Annotated in this window: 19 protein-coding genes and 1 pseudogene; 18 read left to right on the plus strand and 2 right to left on the minus strand. The window is 45.0% G+C overall.

The genetic code is table 11. The features are described from left to right. Positions 1–15 precede the first annotated feature (15 nt). The 6 genes from BO222_RS04450 to BO222_RS04475 are packed head-to-tail and all read left to right on the plus strand — an operon-like array spanning position 16 to position 4,850. Positions 16–540, plus strand: coding sequence for a hypothetical protein (locus BO222_RS04450; protein ID WP_075818732.1), 525 nt, complete (start codon positions 16–18; stop codon positions 538–540). A 38-nt stretch (positions 541–578) separates the two neighbouring features. Next, on the plus strand, positions 579–2,783 hold the full coding sequence (locus tag BO222_RS04455; RefSeq protein ID WP_075818734.1) for a DUF859 family phage minor structural protein: 2,205 nt from the start codon (positions 579–581) through the stop codon (positions 2,781–2,783). A gap of 15 nt (positions 2,784–2,798) precedes the next feature. Continuing rightward, positions 2,799–3,221, plus strand: coding sequence for a hypothetical protein (locus tag BO222_RS04460; RefSeq protein ID WP_075818737.1), 423 nt, complete (start codon positions 2,799–2,801; stop codon positions 3,219–3,221). Positions 3,222–3,272: 51 nt separating this feature from the next. Next, complete coding sequence (locus tag BO222_RS04465; protein WP_075818739.1) at positions 3,273–3,476, plus strand: phage holin; 204 nt, start codon at positions 3,273–3,275, stop codon at positions 3,474–3,476. After that, positions 3,473–3,832, plus strand: coding sequence for a hypothetical protein (locus BO222_RS04470; RefSeq protein ID WP_075818741.1), 360 nt, complete (start codon positions 3,473–3,475; stop codon positions 3,830–3,832). The genes BO222_RS04465 and BO222_RS04470 overlap by 4 nt, the downstream gene beginning before the upstream one ends. Positions 3,833–3,881: 49 nt before the next feature. Next, a complete protein-coding gene (locus tag BO222_RS04475; RefSeq protein ID WP_075818743.1) occupies positions 3,882–4,850 on the plus strand; it encodes an N-acetylmuramoyl-L-alanine amidase in 969 nt (322 codons plus the stop codon). Between the two features lie 101 nt (positions 4,851–4,951). On the opposite strand, the gene BO222_RS04480 is transcribed toward BO222_RS04475, so the two are convergent. After that, complete coding sequence (locus tag BO222_RS04480) at positions 4,952–5,317, minus strand: hypothetical protein (RefSeq protein WP_075818745.1); 366 nt, start codon at positions 5,315–5,317, stop codon at positions 4,952–4,954. A gap of 14 nt (positions 5,318–5,331) precedes the next feature. Then, positions 5,332–5,712 (minus strand): hypothetical protein, encoded by a 381-nt coding sequence (locus BO222_RS04485; RefSeq protein ID WP_143356934.1) that lies wholly within the window; start codon positions 5,710–5,712, stop codon positions 5,332–5,334. A 251-nt stretch (positions 5,713–5,963) separates the two neighbouring features. Here BO222_RS04485 and BO222_RS04490 point away from each other — a divergent pair, with 251 nt between their 5' ends. The 12 genes and pseudogenes from BO222_RS04490 (at position 5,964) to BO222_RS13445 (ending at position 15,086) form a co-directional block, all read left to right on the plus strand. Then, positions 5,964–6,167 (plus strand): hypothetical protein, encoded by a 204-nt coding sequence (locus BO222_RS04490; RefSeq protein ID WP_075818775.1) that lies wholly within the window; start codon positions 5,964–5,966, stop codon positions 6,165–6,167. Further along, the gene (locus tag BO222_RS04495) at positions 6,155–6,484 is read left to right on the plus strand and encodes a hypothetical protein (RefSeq protein ID WP_075818749.1); all 330 of its coding nucleotides are present in this window, start codon (positions 6,155–6,157) and stop codon (positions 6,482–6,484) included. Before BO222_RS04490 ends, BO222_RS04495 begins: the two co-directional genes overlap by 13 nt. Continuing rightward, the gene (locus tag BO222_RS04500; RefSeq protein WP_075818750.1) at positions 6,477–7,607 is read left to right on the plus strand and encodes a DUF2800 domain-containing protein; all 1,131 of its coding nucleotides are present in this window, start codon (positions 6,477–6,479) and stop codon (positions 7,605–7,607) included. Before BO222_RS04495 ends, BO222_RS04500 begins: the two co-directional genes overlap by 8 nt. A gap of 1 nt (position 7,608) precedes the next feature. Further along, positions 7,609–8,157, plus strand: a complete 549-nt coding sequence (locus tag BO222_RS04505; RefSeq protein ID WP_075818752.1) for a DUF2815 family protein — start codon at positions 7,609–7,611, stop codon at positions 8,155–8,157. A gap of 20 nt (positions 8,158–8,177) precedes the next feature. After that, positions 8,178–8,360, plus strand: a complete 183-nt coding sequence (locus tag BO222_RS04510; RefSeq protein WP_075818753.1) for a hypothetical protein — start codon at positions 8,178–8,180, stop codon at positions 8,358–8,360. Between the two features lie 54 nt (positions 8,361–8,414). After that, positions 8,415–10,373, plus strand: a complete 1,959-nt coding sequence (locus BO222_RS04515; RefSeq protein ID WP_075818755.1) for a DNA polymerase — start codon at positions 8,415–8,417, stop codon at positions 10,371–10,373. Between the two features lie 53 nt (positions 10,374–10,426). Continuing rightward, positions 10,427–10,663, plus strand: a complete 237-nt coding sequence (locus BO222_RS04520; protein WP_075818757.1) for an SHOCT domain-containing protein — start codon at positions 10,427–10,429, stop codon at positions 10,661–10,663. A gap of 48 nt (positions 10,664–10,711) precedes the next feature. After that, positions 10,712–12,271, plus strand: coding sequence for a recombinase family protein (locus tag BO222_RS04525; RefSeq protein WP_075818759.1), 1,560 nt, complete (start codon positions 10,712–10,714; stop codon positions 12,269–12,271). Continuing rightward, on the plus strand, positions 12,272–12,688 hold the full coding sequence (locus tag BO222_RS04530; RefSeq protein ID WP_075818761.1) for a hypothetical protein: 417 nt from the start codon (positions 12,272–12,274) through the stop codon (positions 12,686–12,688). Positions 12,689–12,692: 4 nt separating this feature from the next. Next, a complete protein-coding gene (locus tag BO222_RS04535) occupies positions 12,693–14,258 on the plus strand; it encodes a recombinase family protein (RefSeq protein WP_075818763.1) in 1,566 nt (521 codons plus the stop codon). A gap of 95 nt (positions 14,259–14,353) precedes the next feature. Further along, positions 14,354–14,674: pseudogene (locus tag BO222_RS04540) on the plus strand (TfoX/Sxy family protein). A gap of 199 nt (positions 14,675–14,873) precedes the next feature. After that, the gene (locus BO222_RS13445; RefSeq protein ID WP_075829902.1) at positions 14,874–15,086 is read left to right on the plus strand and encodes a hypothetical protein; all 213 of its coding nucleotides are present in this window, start codon (positions 14,874–14,876) and stop codon (positions 15,084–15,086) included. Positions 15,087–15,503 lie beyond the last annotated feature (417 nt).

The following is a 15,503-nucleotide window of genomic DNA, read 5'->3' on the forward strand; positions in this document are numbered from 1 at the left end:
TGGAGGTATCCGACGATGATTAAAGCGAGAGGGAGTATTGAAGTGGTCAATGAGGTGGCTCTCATCGTTGAAAACAGCACTCAACTGGAACAACGGCTGAATGCGGAAATCACCACAAAGAGTGACTCCATCACGCAATATATTGAGGAGTCTTACTATTCCAAAGGCGATACAGACACCCTGTTGTCCAAGCAGTCAACGCAGCTGCAGCAGACGGTAGAAGGATGGGAAATGCAGTTCAACAATCTCGTTTCGACGGTCAACGGCAATCAGCAGGGAACAGATGCGACGTTCCAGGAATGGCAGAAATATATCCGCTTCGTGGATGGCAACATCATTCTTGGACAGAATCAGAATCCCATCATCCTGACCATCAAGAATGATCGCATTTCATTTACCCAGTCTGGTGAAGAGGTGGCGTATCTGTCTGACAACCAGCTCGTCATCACGGACGCTTCTATTTTGCATTCGCTCAAGATCGGTAATTTCGCTTTTGTTCCTCGGGCCAACGGCTCACTCGATTTCAAAAAGGTGTCCTGATGATGTCGGACACCTTTTTTCTTGAAAGGATTTGATCTATGGCAACATACACATCAAATACATCAACCGGTTACTCGCTGGTTCTGACAGTCACTGAAGCCAGCACAAGCGTCGCCAACAACACGTCGACGGTCAATTGGTCTTTAGTCATGAAGGCCACAACGGCTTACTGCCAGTGGAATCCCGGTGCCGGTGTTGTTACAGCCTACATCAATGGTCAGGCTGTTTATAATGCACGTCCTGCCATGGTGTTCAGCGGCTATAACAGCCAAATCAGTATCGGTTCAGGCACCGTTACGGTCAGCCACAACAATGATGGTACAAAGACATGCGGATGCTCTGCATCGTACAGTCCGACATCAAGTGCCAGCTATCTGCCTGGCAGTATGTTTCTGTCTGGAACCCTGACCATGTCTACTATCCCACGAGCGACCACTCCGTCACTTTCAGCGTCGAATGTAACCCTGGGTTCGGCTGTTACCATCAGCTTGGCACGAGCATCGAGCAGCTTTACCCATGACGTTACCTATCAATTCGGAAACACCTCCGGCACAATCGCTACAGGTGTTGGTACATCTTGCTCATGGACACCCGATGTTACCCTGGCGCAACAGATACCAAACGCCGTCAGCGGTACTGGAACGATCACCGTTGTTACCAAAAACGGAAGTACGACTATTGGTACCAAGAGCGTCAGCATCACCTTGACAGTGCCTTCATCCGTGGCTCCGTCTATTTCAGCCCATACCGTTGCAGAAGCTACCGCAAACCTGGCATCGAAATTTGGGGTTTATGTTCAAAGCAAGAGTACATTGAAGGTCACTACATCTGCCGCTGGAGCACAGGGTTCAACGATACGATCCATCATGACCGTCATAGAAGGTAAGTCTTACAGTGGCTCTCCATGTACAACCGGTACCATCCAGGGTTCAGGAACGATTACAGTCCAGACAACGGTCACAGACACGAGGGGGCGAACAGCCAGTAAGACAACAAATATTACTGTGATTGCGTATAGTCCACCTCAGATAACCGCATCCAATGTAACTCGAACCTCGGATGAATCCACCACAGCAACGGCGGTTTACAGTTTTTCCATCTCAAGTGTAGGAAGCAAGAATACCCACGTCTTTTACATCCAGTATCTTAATGGCTCCACTTGGACAGATATATACCGTAACACAGCGGACTACGGCGATAGCGGATCGGTAACGTCCGGATCCGTCTTTGGGGTGGATGTTACGACCAAGGTGCGATTCGTGGCGCAGGACTACTTCACTACGGTTACGATTGAGAAAGAAGTCGGTCCGACGTTTACGCTGATCAACTATGGCGCGAACGGAAAGTCTATCGCATTGGGGTCTGTCAGCGCAAACGATGGTACATTCCAATGCATGCTTCCAATAGGAGCCGCACATCGCACGAGTGTTTCCGGTTCCGGTGGCTATTTGAAAATTCTGACATTGAAAATTCTGAATAAGGCCTGGAACTACGGAGCCATAGAATTCAAGTATTTTTCTGGAGCCATGAGAGGAAAAATCCCGACAGGAAAAATCATTCTCATTGGAGGGAACACAACCGACCCCTCACCAGATATCTGCACAACAACCGATCCGGATTTTCCGTTCTGGATCCATAAATCTGCCGCCAATACTTGGGACGTATATGTTCAAAGGACTGGGTCGGAGCAGGCTGCGGTATTTAATATCTTTCAGTATCTGCCATCCTGTATCTCATGGAGTTTTGCGAATGTGAATGTTTCCAGTCTTCCAAGTGGAGTCAGAAGAGCCAACTGGGAATTTCTGGATGCGTGTTATCCTGTTGGATCGATTATTCAATCATCTAGTTCGACGAATCCCGGCAGCCGTTTAGGCGGTACCTGGTCTCAGATTGCTCAGGGAAGAATGTTGATTGGAGTTGGTTCCTTAACCGATTCAAATGGAATCGCCTGGACCATCACATCTGGCCAGACGGGCGGAGTTTTTAACCATAACCACTGCTATGGAATCCAGTACAGCCATGTTAACGGGGCTTCTCACATTCGAAATCTGCATCAGTCTGATCTGAAGAGCAACTACAGCTGGATAAACCCAACGAAGGTTCAATCCAACTTCTCCGATACTGGATGCAATTCCGGTGGACAGCGCTCGGATCCGGGTCTTTGGAATATGTATGCGGATACCACCCCAGCGGATAATGCTCCGCCTTTTCTGGGAGTGTATTTCTGGAAACGAACAGCATAACAGAAAGGAGAACGAATGGAGGTTTATGTAAAACTGACCGAAGATGGAAAAGTAGACGCTATTTGCACATCGCGGCTTATGGATTTTGCGCCAGTCGAATGCGATACCGGATCCATCAATATGGACAGATTGGATGGTTATTCCGTGAAGCCAAATGAAAAGGGCATCAATAGTTTGGTTTATGACGAAAACGCCTATTTGAAGGCGAAGGCTGAAAAAGAAGCGCTGGAAGCGAAAACCAAAGCCGAGAATCTATATCAGACCCTGATGAAAGATCTGGTTCTGAAAAGCGCAACCGATGAGCAGGCTCTGCTGCTAAAGCCTCTTTATCCGGTCTATGATCCCACGCATTCTTATGAGGTGAACGACCGGTGCATTATCGACGGAAAACTTCATGTTTTTTCGACTTCGAAACAATGGATTTGTTTGGAAACTTAGCTCCTCGAAATTGAGGGGCTTTTGTTTACCAGTAGAAAAGGAGAATCAGAAATGACAAATCGAGTTTATGACATTCTTAAATGGATCGCCCTGGTGGTCCTGCCTGCAACAGCAACGCTCTACACGATGCTGGCTAAGATCTGGGGACTTCCCGGAGAAGCAGAAATTCCCATGACGATTACCGCTGTTGACACCTTCTTAGGCGCACTGCTGGGTGTATCTTCTGTCAAATATCAGCAGGAGGAACAGGAATGAGTCAGGTGGAAGCAACTCTGATCTGGGCAGCAGGAATCTGCGCAGCGATTGCGACCATCTGGGGTCTGGTTAATAAAATCAGCGCTGCGCTCAAGAAACCGGTCAATGATCTGGCAGAGTTGGTGGATTCCCTTTCCAAAAGGATGGATGATCTGGAAAATACCGCCCGAAAAAATGCCCAGCGGCTTGGAGACGGAGATCACAGTTTTGAAATTCAGGCCCAGATGAACAAACACATGCTGCATTCGATGAGCTTGCTTTTGAAGCATTGCGCTGATGGGAACCATTCTGGTCAGCTGCAGAAGCAGGCGGAAATTCTCGATGACTTTATCGCCTCGAAAGCCGGAGAACTTTAACAAGGACGGGAATGATGGTTTCCGTCCTTTCATTTTGAAAGGAGACATTATGCCAAATTCAACATTAGCTTCTTATAACGCCGATTGTACGAAACGAAATCCAAGAAACCATATTATTGACAGGCTGACGCCTCACTATATGGCTGGAAATCTTGGAGCCAGGCAGTGTGCAGATTATCTTAAAAGCACAGAGAGACAGGCGTCCTGTAATTACTGCATTGGAAGCGACGGCTCAATTGCAGTCTGTGTTCCGGAAGATTATCGAGCCTGGACTTCCTCCAGCTATGAAAATGACTGTAGGGCAGTGACCTTTGAATGTGCGAATATCGACAGCAATGGAACATTGACCGATGCCTGTTATCAGGCTCTGGTTAAGCTTTCGGCTGATGTCTGCAAAAGACATGGATTTAAACCTCATTATGATGGAACGACAAACGGTTCCATCACCATGCATAAACAGTTCGCAGCTACCAGCTGTCCAGGAAACTGGCTGACGCAGAAAATTGAGAGTGGTCAGTATGAAAAAGATGTGCTGGCTGCAATGGGAGAAACCCAGGCTTCCAATCCAGCTTCTGGCCAGCTGTACCGAGTTCGAAAAAACTGGAACGATGCGGTCAGCCAGATTGGAGCTTTCCGAAATCTTGAGAATGCAAAGAAGGCATGCAAAGCTGGTTACAAAGTTTTTGATGCACATGGGCATCAGTTGTTTCCTGATCCATCTTCTTCAGCAGAAACAAAGAAAACCAATGACACCATTGCGCAGGAGGTTATTAACGGGAAGTGGGGCAATGGCTCTGATAGAATCACCCGTTTAAAAGCTGCTGGATATGATCCCAATACTATTCAGGCTTTAGTTAATCTGAAACTGGGAGCTTCTTCCAAAAAATCGGTGGATGCGATTGCCAGAGAGGTTATTGCTGGAAAATGGGGCAATGGGCAGGATCGAATCAACCGTCTTTCCAAAGCAGGTTATAACCCAACAGAAGTTCAGCATCGAGTCAATCAGCTGCTGAGATGAGTAATAAAAGGCGGTGGGCCCTGCTCCATTAGTGGAGTGAGCCCGCCGCCTTTTATATTGGGTTTCACAAGCAAGAGGGTTCTTTCAATGGTCTATGAGCTCTATTCGTTTCTCGGTCTTCCTGGTGTGAAAGTGAAAGTCTCATTGGCTTTATCGATGAAGTCGTCTAATGGACACCAGTTTTGTCCTGGATAGTGGTAGCTGAATAGTTTATATAGTTTCCCGTTTTCATCAACGCTGTTCTGAGCGCTAACTGTGATATTTCCCCGGTTAGTCCAGTAGTGGAAAATCAAGAAACCGGAATTGTCGAGAGAACAGCGGATACCTTTATTGATAGTCTTGGCTAAGTCAGATAATTCAGATAGAGGAACTCCGTGAAAATATTCCTCTGGTTCTACAGGTCGAGAAACAGGCGCAGGAGCACGTTTGGTATTCCTGCTGCTGGATTTAAAAATGTCCCATAACATATTGTATTTCCTCCTTAGTACCAGGCTTCCATGCCATTTTCTGGGATGGAACCAGCGTTATAGCTTTTTATAATCTGATGAACAGCATGACTTCCATAAAAGGTCCATCGCATTTCTTCTGTAGCAACAGGCCATTCTTCTTCGGTCAGTTCCGGCTTTCCCTCATCGATGCGCATTTGGTTCATGGACTGACGCATGCTGTTTTGCTCTTCTACAGAGGACGAGCACCAGAAATCACCTTCAGCCAGTTCTAAATCAACTTCTTCTGCTATTCGGTCAATGATTACTTTTCCTGGCTTTTTGGTTCTGTCATTTTCTGGCCAATAATAATAAACAACATGACTGTCATCTTTCTCAATCAATTCAAATGACACCATACAATTCTCCAAAGCCATAACTCTTGTTTTTTAACGATATAGCAGCATATTTCACGATTCAACCGTAATTTTATTTGAACTGTTTCAGGTTCAGATCTTTTTTTGGCCAAACGTCCTGGATCCCTTATTTTCACGGCTACCCAGTGAGGGATATGCAGACGATCGATCAGAAAGAAATTTTAGAAATCTTCTGGAAAACGTCCGATTTTTCCTCTTCCCAAGGCTACCAGTTGAGGAAAGCAGTAAGCCCTCTGGAAAGGAGGAAACCCATGAAGCAGAACCTTCATATCTGCGTTTCAAAGCAACGGATGGAACAGAGTGCCATCAGCTGCAGAAACATTACCATCCGTGAGCGTCTTCTGAACTTTCTGTTTGGAAGAAAGCACCAGATCACCATCCTCGTTCCTGGCGATGCGATCGAGGAACTTGAGATCACGAAGTCGAAGAAAGGAGAACCCGTATGTGCGAAGTAAATGTAAACACCGAAAATCTGAAGAGCGTGATCGCTGACCTGGAAAGTTTAACCAATCACCTCAAAGCTATGCTTCAAGAACCGCCTGAATCGAAAACCGCTCAGAAGAAGAATCCGGATTCCAAAAAAACAAAGGCGGAAAAGAAGAATTGTTCTCTGGAAGAAGTCCGTGCAATTCTCGCTGAAAAAAGCAGAGCAGGCTTAACCGCTAAGGTGAAAGAACTGATTGCCAAATACGGTGCAGACAAACTGTCCGATGTAGATCCGAAATACTATGCGGATCTGACCAAAGAAGCAGGAGAACTTGCCAATGGCTAAGCATGCAAAGCTTTCACCGTCCAGTTCCCATCGCTGGCTCGAATGCACACCCAGTGCCAATCTGGAAGCCGAATTTGAAAGCAAAACAAGCCAGGCAGCCGAAGAAGGAACAGCCGCTCATGCCCTTTGTGAACACAAGCTGAAACGGGCATTGAAGAAGAGAAGCAAACGCCCGGTTTCCGTATATGACAGCGATGAGATGGAAGAATGCAGTGATGCTTATGTTCAGTTTGTTCTTGAAAGCTATGAAGCTGCAAAACAGAACTGCAAAGATCCGCTGATCTTGATCGAGCAGAAAGTCGATTTCTCAAAATATGTGCCGGATGGATTTGGCACTGCCGATTGCCTGATCGTATCAGACGGCAAGCTTCATGTAATTGACTTCAAATATGGAACCGGAGTTCTGGTTGATGCCAAGGATAATCCGCAGATGAAATGCTATGCGCTTGGAGCCTTAACACTTTTTGACTCCCTCTACGACATCCAGGAAGTCTCGATGACCATCTTTCAGCCGAGAAGAGAAAACGTCTGTACCTGGACTATTCCTATCCACGAATTGCTGCAGTGGGCTGATGAGGTATTGAAGCCGAAAGCGCAGCTGGCCTTGAAGGGTGAGGGTGAATTTCATTCTGGTCCCTGGTGCACATTCTGCAGAGCGGAAGCTAGATGCAGGGCGAGAAGTGAAGAAAAGCTTCAGCTGGCACAGGAAGAATTCAGACTGCCGCCCTTGCTTACCGATGAGGAAATCGAAGAAATACTGGCTGTGCTGCCAGAGCTTACCAGGTGGGCCAATGACCTTATGGCCTATGCATCTGAAGCTGCGATTGAACATGGAAAGCAGTGGAAAGGCTTCAAGGTTGTAGAAGGCCGTTCTAACCGTAAGTACAAGGATGAAGCTAAGGTGGCTGAAGCCTGCAAAGAAGCAGGATATACCGATATTTACCGTCAGTCTCTGATCCCGCTGACTGAAATGGAAAAGCTGATGGGAAAAGAAACTTTCAAAAAAATCCTGGGTGATTTCATCATCAAACCCCAGGGAAAACCAACTCTCGTTCCGGAAACGGATAAGAGAAAAGCCATAGAAGTGAAAAACGCGAACAGCGAATTTAAGGAGGAACAGTAAAATGGCAAAAGCAAATAAAACAAGAGTGATTACAGGACGCAACACACGTCTTTCATATTTCCACGGATGGGAACCCGCATCCATCAACGGTGGACCGGAACGTTATTCTACTTCTGTCCTCATCCCGAAGGACGATAAGGAAACAATCGATGCCATCAATAAAGCGATTGATGCGGCTATCGAAGAAGGAATTGCAAAATTCGGTGGAAAGAAGCCCAACAAAGCAGCGATTAAGCTTCCGCTGCGCGATGGCGATGCAGAGCGAGAGGATGAAGCCTACAAAGGTCATTACTTCCTGAATGCCAATTCGAAGACTGCGCCGCAGATTGTGGATAAGTCTATTAATCCGATTCTGGATCGTGATGAAGTGTACAGTGGATGCTACGCACGTGTTTCTCTGAATTTCTACGCTTTCAACTCCAATGGGAATAAAGGAGTGGCTGTGGGCCTTGGAAACATCCAGAAAATTCGAGATGGAGAATCGCTGGGCGGTCGCTCTACAGCTGCTGAAGATTTCCAGACTGAAACGGATGACGACTTCCTGAACTAGGCAATGAGAAGGTTAACGATATGAATGACTTATTTGAAATTGCCCTTCAGTGGGATGTGATCTTCCTGTTCGCCATCTTTATCGAAATCTCGATTATCGGCTGGTGGAATATTTTCTCTTCCATCCTGAAGTGGATTCAGAAAAAGCTCGAAAAGAAATGGCTTCGTGAGTTTGAAGAAGAACAGAACGCCAGAAACCAGTAAAACACGCGGAGGGGAATCGTCCTCTCCGCTATTTATATATGGAAGGAGAAGCAGATGAAAAACATCAGCATCGATATCGAAACGTTCTCCAGCGTGGATCTTGGCAAATGCGGAGTTTATAAATATGCGGAAAGTCCTGACTTCGAGATTTTGCTGTTCGGATATTCCGTTGATGGAGACCCCGTTCAGGTTGTGGATCTTGCTTCAGGAGAGCAAATCCCATGTGAAATTCTTGCAGCTCTGATGGATTCAAAAATTCGGAAATGGGCTTTCAACGCTCAGTTTGAAAGGATCTGCCTGTCAAGATATCTGTCAGATCTGGGAGTGGCTATCGGAACAGGAAATGGATATCTGAACCCTGACTCCTGGTTTTGCTCCATGGTCTGGTCAGCTACATTAGGACTTCCACTTTCGCTGGAAGGTGTGGGAGCCATTCTGGGATTGGAAAAACAGAAGCTGACAGAAGGAAAAACTCTGATTCGATATTTTTGCATTCCCTGTTCACCTACTAAAACCAATGGGGGAAGGACTCGAAATTATCCGACAGACGATCCTGAAAAGTGGAAGAAGTTCAAAGTCTACAATTTAAGAGATGTTGAAACCGAAATGGGCATTCAGTCAAAACTCTCCCGATTCCCGGTCAGCGGCAGCATCTGGTCTGAATACCACCTGGATCAGATTATCAATGACAGAGGGATTGGCGTAGACATGCCCTTTGTCCACAGCGCAATAGACCTGGATGGCATGAGCAGAGAACTGCTTACTGACGAACTCCGGAAAAAGACGGGACTAGAGAATCCAAACTCTGTCATGCAGATGAAAGAATGGCTTTCTCAGAACGGTCTGGAAACAGACACGTTGGGGAAAAAGGCTGTTGAGCAGCTGATTAAAGAATCTCCGGAAGATCTGGCTGAAGTTCTGAAGCTTCGGCAGCAGCTGGCCAAAAGCAGCGTCAAGAAATATACGGCTATTTTAAATGCCGTCTGCAAAGACTCCAGAGTGAGAGGTATGTTTCAGTTTTATGGAGCAAACCGAACTGGTCGGTTTGCTGGCCGACTGGTACAACTGCAAAATCTGCCACAAAACCATATGAGCGATCTTGAAGCAGCCAGAGGGCTGATCAAGGTCAGAAACTATGAGGCTGTCAGTCTGCTCTACGACAACATTCCAGATGCACTTTCCCAGCTGATCCGGACTGCCTTTGTCCCTCAAAACGGGAACAAGTTCATCGTTTCCGACTTCTCTGCCATCGAAGCCAGAGTTTTGGCCTGGCTGGCCGGAGAACAATGGCGGATTGACGTGTTCGAGCAGGGGAAAGATATCTACTGCTCAAGTGCTTCCCAGATGTTTGGTGTTCCAGTTGAAAAGCATGGAATTAATGGCCATCTGCGTCAGAAAGGGAAGATTGCGGAATTGGCTCTTGGTTATGGCGGCTCGGTCGGTGCTTTAAAAGCAATGGGCGCTCTTGAAATGGGCCTTTCTGAAGACGAGCTTCAGCCTCTGGTAAATGCCTGGAGAAATACAAATCCGGCAATCACTGATCTCTGGTGGGAAGTGGACCGTTGCGTAAAAGAAACCGTAAAATACCGGGTTCCAACGAAAACGCATGGAATCCGATTCAGCTATGAAAGCGGATTTCTGTTCATCACGCTGCCATCCGGAAGAAGATTGGCTTATGTAAAGCCAAGAATTGGAATGAATCAATTCGGCAGCGAATCTGTTACTTATGAAGGAGTAGGCGGAACCAAGAAATGGGAACGTCTGGAAAGCTATGGTCCGAAGTTTGTCGAAAACATCACTCAGGCAATAGCCAGGGACATTTTGATGTATTCCATGAAGACTTTGGAAGGCTATGCTATCACAGCTCATGTTCATGATGAGCTGATCATTGAATGTCCAAAAGAAACGGACCTCGACTATATCTGCAAGCAGATGGGAAAGACCCCACCGTGGGCGGATGGACTTGTTTTGCGAGCAGATGGATACGAATGCGAATTTTATAAAAAGGATTGAGAAACGTCCTATTTCACCTCCTGCCACGGCTACCTGGTAGGAGGTGTTTTCTTATGGAAGAAACAACGATTACCAGACTGGATAAAGGAACTGAAATCTATCCAGAAGCGATGAATAAGATTTCTCATGAGCTGCTCATCCGGGACTGTAAGTACCAAATGGCCCAAAAAATGACTGCGTCGCTTCTCGAGAACGGGCTGATCAGTAAGAAAGAATTTAACCGAATTACGGAAAAGAATAGAGCTTCATTTATGCCTTACTTATCGGAGATTATGCCGAAATTGAGTTGATAAGCTTCGGATAGTACGCAAATATGTGCTGACGGAAAGGAGGTCGTCATGACAAAAACAATTACAAAAATCGATCTAGATGAACAACAGCTGATAGCGAAGAAAACACGAGTCGCGGCTTACTGCCGAGTGTCGACTTCCAGTGCAGAACAGCTGATCAGCCTGGATGCTCAGAGAGCTCATTACGAACAATACATCCGATCAAATCCGGAATGGGAGTTTGTCGGAGTCTACTACGATGAAGGCATTTCTGGAACAAAGAAGAAAGACAGATTTGGCCTGCTGAATCTCATCCGAGATAGTGAGATCGGTAAAATCGATCTTATTTTAACCAAATCTATCAGCCGGTTTAGTCGAAGCACGACAGACTGTCTTGATATGGTTCGAAAATTGATGAACCTGGGGGTCAGGGTTCTATTTGAAAAAGAGAACATCGACACAGGAAGCATGGAAAGTGAGCTCATGCTTTCCATTCTAAGCAGCTTGGCTGAAGACGAGTCCCATTCCATTTCCCAGAACATAAGATGGAGTGTTCAGAAAAAGTTTCAAGACGGTACATATCAGACTTCCGTTCCTGCTTATGGCTATCGGAATAAGGACGGGAAGATGGTTCTAATCCCTGAACAGGCCGAAGTAATCAAACGGATTTTTGAAGATTCTGTCAATGGAAAAAGTACCTGTCAGATTGCCAAAGAACTCAATACAGAGAATACCCCAACACAAAGAGGGGGAAAGTGGCACTCGACAACGGTGAATTCGATCATCAGAAATGAAACCTATACGGGAGACGCCTTGTTTCAGAAGACCTATACCGATGATAACTTCAACCGCCATTCAAACACCGGTGAGAAAAACATGTACATTGTCGAGAACCATCATGAAGCGATCGTCAGTAAAGAAATCTTCGAACTTGCTAACAGAGAGCTTGAACGTCGAGCTGCAGAAAAAGGACATGAAGCAGGAAATGATTCCTATGGCAACCGCTATTCCTTCTCTGGAAAAATCTATTGCAAAGAATGCGGATCAAAGCTGAAGCGGATGAAGCATGCAATGCCAGAGCCTGGAATCATCCTCTGGTCTTGTAAGGGACACCTGGCCGACAAGACAGCCTGTTCTTTGAAGGCAATCAAAGATGAAGAGTTGAAAACCGCCTTTATCACGATGCTGAATAAACTACGTTTTGCCAAAGATCAGATTTTATATCCGCTCTTGAAAAGTCTTCAAGGATTCGATAGCCAGGAAAACTTGATCAGAATAGATGAAATTACAGAAAGACTGGAAAAGAATCTCGAACAACAACAGACCTTAGCTGGCTTAGTCTCTGACGGAATTATTGAACCGGCATTGATGACCAAACTTAGAAACGAGCTGCTTCAGGAGCAAACGAAACTGGAAAAACAAAAAGCTGAATTATCCGAGTCGATGGTGGGAAATAGGTCACAGATAGATGAGCTAAAGAAACTCATTTCTTACCTGACCTCTTCCAACACTCTGGAGGAATTTAGTGACGATCTTTTCGACACCTTCGGAGAAAAAATAATCGCCATTTCCAGAAGTGAAGTGGAATTCGAGCTGAAATGTGGACTCAAACTTAAGGAGGGACTATGAATGGCAGCACATATTCCTTACGGCTATCAGATTATCAATGGAAAAGCCATCATCAACGAAGAGGAAGCAGCTAAGCTTAATATTCTCTTTGAAACCTGTGCATCTGGATCTTCCATTCTCTCAGGAATCCAAAAATCAGGAATCGGAAAAAGCCATGGCCAAGCTGGGCTCTATCTGCGGGATCAACGCTACCTTGGAACGGAGTTTTATCCACAGATTATAGAAAAGGAGGTCTTTGAAAAGGCCGAACAATATCGCCTGGAAAGATGCACGAAACTTCGAAAGGGAAGCTGGAAAAAGAAAAGAGAAGTAAAGAAACCAGGGATGAATTTCAGAATGGGAAAAGTCCCTAAACGCTATAAGGATCCATATAAGCAGGCGGCATTTGCCTACAGCATGATAGAAAGGATGGATTAGGATCATGAACAGAACCGTTACAGTCATTCCTGCAAGACGACGGAAGGGAAACCGAGTAGCCAAGGAAGAACGACCAAAATTGAAGGTTGCAGCCTATTGCCGCGTCAGTACCGACAGCGACGAACAGGCTACCAGCTACGAAGCTCAGGTTGAACACTATAGAGAATTCATCAGCAAAAACGATGAGTGGGAATTTGCAGGCATTTATGCTGATGACGGTATTTCCGGTACCAATACCAAAAAGAGGGAAGAATTTAACCGATTAATTGAAGATTGTCTTCTTGGAAAGATCGATATGGTAATTACCAAATCGATCAGCCGCTTTGCCAGAAATACCCTGGACTGCTTGAAATACATTCGAGAGCTCAAGGACAAAAATATCGCAGTCTTCTTCGAAAAGGAAAACATCAATACGCTGGATTCCAAAGGAGAGGTGCTGCTGACGATCATGGCTAGCTTGGCTCAGCAGGAATCGGAATCGCTCAGCAAAAACGTCAAGCTCGGACTGCAATTCCGATACCAGAATGGTCAAATTCAGATCAACCATAATCGGTTCCTCGGATATACCAAAGACGAGGATGGAAAGCTGGTCATCGAACCAGAGGAAGCTGAGGTAGTTAAACGTATTTATTATGAATATCTTCAGGGTGCCAGCTTAAAAAATATAGCGGAGGGATTGGAAAAGGATGGAATTCTGACTGGCGCTGGAAGAAAAACCTGGAGAGCAGAAACGGTCAGAGGGATCCTCTGCAACGAGAAATATGCTGGTGATGCGCTGCTTCAGAAAACCTATACAGTCGATGTTCTCAACAAGAAACGAATTGCCAATAACGGAATCGTTCCTCAGTACTACGTCGAGAATAGCCATGAAGCTATTATTCCAAAAAATCTCTTCATGCAGGTGCAGGCAGAGATGCAGCGAAGAACAAATCTACGCGCGGGCAAGGGCAATAAGCAAAGACATTACTCAAGCAAATACGCTTTATCCGGCATAGTCTACTGCTCTAAGTGCGAAGACGTTTATCGACGTATTTCTTTGAGAAATAACGGAAAGCCGGCAATCGTTTGGAAATGTATAACCAGAGCAGAACGCGGACCGTTAGCTTGCTACTCGGAAATTATTAAGGAGCCAGAACTTCACCAGGCGGTGGTCGATGCCATCAACCAGGTCATTGGAAGCAGAGATGAAATGCTGGAGATTTTGGAACAGAACATTGAAGCTACGATCAGTGAAAATGATGAAAATGAAGTCGAGAGAATAGATGAAGAACTGGAAAGCCTACAGACGGAACTTCTGAAAAAGGCAAACGCCCATCAGGACTATGATGATCTTGCGGATGAGATTGACCGATTGAGGGAAGAGAAGGAGAACATCCTAAAGCGGCAGGCCAACCAGGAAGAAGTCAAAAGGCGAATCGAAACGATGCGCGAATTTCTGAACAACCATCAGGAAGAATTGAACCAGTACGATGATCAACTGGTTAGAAGAATGATCGAAAAAATTACGATATATGATGAGCGGTTTGAGTTTAAGTTCAAATCGGGAATTAACCTAGATGTTGAGAGATAGATCGAAGAGTGCCTGGAAAGGGCACTTTTTTCTTGCTCGATTTTCCACACTGTCTTCTACTTAGCTTAACGAAAAATCGGAATTTGAGGTAGGATATGGCATCAAGTAAAGAATATTTAGAATTTATCCTGGGTCAGTTATCAGAACTGAACGATATTTCTTATCGAGCCATGATGGGAGAATTTATTCTCTATTACCGGGGCAGAATTGTAGGAGGCATCTATGATAACAGATCGCTGATTAAACCAGTTCCATCAGCAATCCGTTATTTTCCTGAGGCCAGATATGAACTTCCTTACGATGGAGCGAAAGAAATGTTGCTAGTACAAGAGGTAGATGACAAATAATTCCTGATAAATCTGTTTGGAGCGATTTTTGAAGAATTGTCAGAACGGAAAGCGAGAAAAAAGAAATAGACAGATTCCAGTTTATGGACTTGTTCCCTAATACGCAGAAAAGCCAAAAAACCTAGTTGATTTGTTTTCACAAACGTAGAATGACCAAAAAATGCTAGTAGACATGTTTTCTCATACAAAGGAAATCATCTAAAACGGATTGGATTTGTTTTCTCAGATGAGAACGGCCATATTTTCTGTGATTGACTAGTTTTCTACAATGGAACTAATCCATTTAGTACTCACGAGCCATATTGAATCTTTATGTGTGCTTGAATACGATCCGAATGTGAAAAAGCAGCAATGGATCAAACCAGCTAAGGAATTTACCAATCGTCCAACTTCTTCCAAGAATAAAAAGATCAAATTTGATTCCGCAAAATCCGTTAAGAAATCAGGACGTCCAATGAAATATAAAAAAAACCATCATTAACTTTTTTGATCATTCTGTTTACCTATTGTGAATTGAAAGCTCTGAACTTTTATCCAAATGAAGTTCAGAGCTTTTTTGGATCAAATAAAAGCTCACTGAATCGTCTTTCGTATTTTTTTACTCTTCATTATTATAAAAATGCCAATGTCATTAAGTTAAGCAGATAGAAGCGCGAATTGCTCCGCACTTCATCGTGGTGTTCAGAATCTACCAGAAATTTTTATCTGGAATCAGCCATTTTTCGGCTTCAAGCCTCACGAATACGATAAAAACTGAGTGATTTTCCGCACTTTATCGCCTCTTTTTCAAAATTAAGGCATACTGAAAACAGCGATAATGTTCTGTTATCGCTTCGGGATTATTTCTAATCTTGGAAACAGGCTATTTCCAGTGCGAGGTTGAAGCGCTGGAACTTTT

Source organism: Ileibacterium valens, assembly GCF_001945525.1.
Lineage (GTDB): Bacteria > Bacillota_I > Bacilli_A > Erysipelotrichales > Erysipelotrichaceae > Ileibacterium > Ileibacterium valens.

Coding starts and splice junctions, on each gene's coding strand:
- BO222_RS13445 (WP_075829902.1), top strand. CDS start 14,874: ATGGAACTAATCCATTTAGTACTCACGAGCCATATTGAATCTTTATGT.
- BO222_RS04470 (WP_075818741.1), top strand. CDS start 3,473: ATGAGTCAGGTGGAAGCAACTCTGATCTGGGCAGCAGGAATCTGCGCA.
- BO222_RS04530 (WP_075818761.1), top strand. CDS start 12,272: ATGGCAGCACATATTCCTTACGGCTATCAGATTATCAATGGAAAAGCC.
- BO222_RS04505 (WP_075818752.1), top strand. CDS start 7,609: ATGGCAAAAGCAAATAAAACAAGAGTGATTACAGGACGCAACACACGT.
- BO222_RS04525 (WP_075818759.1), top strand. CDS start 10,712: ATGACAAAAACAATTACAAAAATCGATCTAGATGAACAACAGCTGATA.
- BO222_RS04495 (WP_075818749.1), top strand. CDS start 6,155: ATGTGCGAAGTAAATGTAAACACCGAAAATCTGAAGAGCGTGATCGCT.
- BO222_RS04510 (WP_075818753.1), top strand. CDS start 8,178: ATGAATGACTTATTTGAAATTGCCCTTCAGTGGGATGTGATCTTCCTG.
- BO222_RS04535 (WP_075818763.1), top strand. CDS start 12,693: ATGAACAGAACCGTTACAGTCATTCCTGCAAGACGACGGAAGGGAAAC.
- BO222_RS04520 (WP_075818757.1), top strand. CDS start 10,427: ATGGAAGAAACAACGATTACCAGACTGGATAAAGGAACTGAAATCTAT.
- BO222_RS04480 (WP_075818745.1), bottom strand. CDS start 5,317: ATGTTATGGGACATTTTTAAATCCAGCAGCAGGAATACCAAACGTGCT.
- BO222_RS04485 (WP_143356934.1), bottom strand. CDS start 5,712: ATGGCTTTGGAGAATTGTATGGTGTCATTTGAATTGATTGAGAAAGAT.
- BO222_RS04460 (WP_075818737.1), top strand. CDS start 2,799: ATGGAGGTTTATGTAAAACTGACCGAAGATGGAAAAGTAGACGCTATT.
- BO222_RS04515 (WP_075818755.1), top strand. CDS start 8,415: ATGAAAAACATCAGCATCGATATCGAAACGTTCTCCAGCGTGGATCTT.
- BO222_RS04500 (WP_075818750.1), top strand. CDS start 6,477: ATGGCTAAGCATGCAAAGCTTTCACCGTCCAGTTCCCATCGCTGGCTC.
- BO222_RS04465 (WP_075818739.1), top strand. CDS start 3,273: ATGACAAATCGAGTTTATGACATTCTTAAATGGATCGCCCTGGTGGTC.
- BO222_RS04490 (WP_075818775.1), top strand. CDS start 5,964: ATGAAGCAGAACCTTCATATCTGCGTTTCAAAGCAACGGATGGAACAG.
- BO222_RS04450 (WP_075818732.1), top strand. CDS start 16: ATGATTAAAGCGAGAGGGAGTATTGAAGTGGTCAATGAGGTGGCTCTC.
- BO222_RS04455 (WP_075818734.1), top strand. CDS start 579: ATGGCAACATACACATCAAATACATCAACCGGTTACTCGCTGGTTCTG.
- BO222_RS04475 (WP_075818743.1), top strand. CDS start 3,882: ATGCCAAATTCAACATTAGCTTCTTATAACGCCGATTGTACGAAACGA.